Below are 1,562 nucleotides of genomic sequence, written 5' to 3' on the forward strand. Positions count from 1 at the left end.
AGCTGGCCGAGGCGGTGCTGCCCCACATCGAGTCGGCGGCCGACGCGGTCGAGCCGGCCGAGCGCAGCGAGGTGGACCCGGAGACGGGCAAGAAGGTCAAGGTCGAGGTCGAGCTCTGCGCGGACGCCGCCCAGCTGATCGTGCCGAGCCGGGCCGGCATCGACTTCGTACGGCTGCTCGGGCGGTCCATGCGGTTCCGGCGCACCGCCGAGGACGACCCGGACACCCCGTATCCGGCGCCCGCCCGTGTCCCGCTGCTGGGCCGCTGGCTGACGCACTACGGCGAGCGGGCGCGGGTGCCGGGCTCCTCGCTGCTGCTCGCCGCGACGGACCTGCTCAACCGGCACTGGGCCACGGGCCAGAGCAGTCTGGAGGACCAGCACCTCGGAGCGCTGCTGGCCTGGGTCGACCCGCCGGCGGGCGAGTCGGGGGCCGAGGCGGCGCTCCGGGCCGAGCTGGCCCGGGACGGTGCCGGCCAGCTGCTCTGCCCGCCCGCCGGTCCGGCCACCGACCCGGCGTTCGACAACAGGCTGCTGGCCCCCGCGATCGAGGCGTACGACCGGGCGCGCACGGCGCTGGCCGCGGCCGAGGACGGCCTCACGGCCGACGACCGCCTCGGCGGACTGAGCCGCGCCGAGCGGGAGATCAGGGCCCTGCTCGCCACGGTGCTGCTGCCGACCTGGGACGCGGTGTGGCACGCCCTCGACCTGGCGAGGGCGCTGCCGGAGGGCGCCCGGGCCGCGGACCGCTGGACCCGGGACCGATGGTCGTTCACGGCGCACCGGGACCGGGTGCGGGCGGGTGAGCCGCCGCAGCCGCGCCACGACGACGCGGTGACGGCGGCCCGGAAGCTGGCCGCGCGGGAGTCGGCGCAGGCGCAGCTGGAGGCCCAGGAGGCGCTGGACGATCCGCTGGTGCTGGCGGGACGACGGCTCGCGGGCGAGGCGTTCGTCGGGGAGGTGGCGGAGGTGGAGATGACGTACACGGAGTCGAAGCGGCCCTCGCCCCGCCCCCTGGTCACCGTCCGCACGGACGAGCGCCCGCACCTCGGCGAGCGGACGAAGGTCTACCGCTCGCTGGACGGGAAGCCGCAGACGGCGGAGTTCGTGGGCTACGCGGCCGAGGCCGAGGACGGTGCGGAGGTCTCGCTCGTCCTGCGGATCACGGACCGGATGGGCCGCGCCAAGGAGCCGGCCCCCGGTTCGGTGCCCGCGCCGGGCGACCGGATCACCTGGACGCTGTTCGAGCACGACCAGCGGGGCGGACCCGCGCTGCCCGAAGCGGAGGACACCCCCTGGACCCACGGCGGCCCGCCGGGCTCCGCCGAGGACGCCGAGAAGCCCGACCCCGTGACCGCGGAGGACCTGCTGTGACAGCCGTTCTCGACCCGTCCGCCGCGGCGGCCCGGGCGACCGACCTGATCCTCGGCGACACCCTGCGCGGTACCGCGCGGGGCGTGGTGGTGGACTCGCCGCCCGGCGCCGGCAAGTCGACCCTGGTGGTGCGCGCCGCACTGGAGCTGGCCGCCGCGGGCCGGCCGCTGATGGTGGTGGCGCAGACCC

The 1,562-nt window shown here is 77.0% G+C and carries 1 protein-coding gene and 1 pseudogene; both read left to right on the top strand.

What is annotated here, in order from left to right:
* Window positions 1-1,373, top strand: a 1,373-nt coding sequence (locus tag IH13_RS0134490; protein ID WP_031090827.1) for a hypothetical protein, incomplete at its 5' end; no start/stop codon positions are given.
* Window positions 1,370-1,562 (top strand): annotated as a pseudogene (locus IH13_RS0134495) (helicase); the annotation flags it as partial. The gene IH13_RS0134490 and the pseudogene IH13_RS0134495, both read left to right, overlap by 4 nt.

The organism is Streptomyces sp. NRRL WC-3549 (genome assembly GCF_000721935.1).
In the GTDB taxonomy this organism is placed as follows: domain Bacteria; phylum Actinomycetota; class Actinomycetes; order Streptomycetales; family Streptomycetaceae; genus Streptomyces.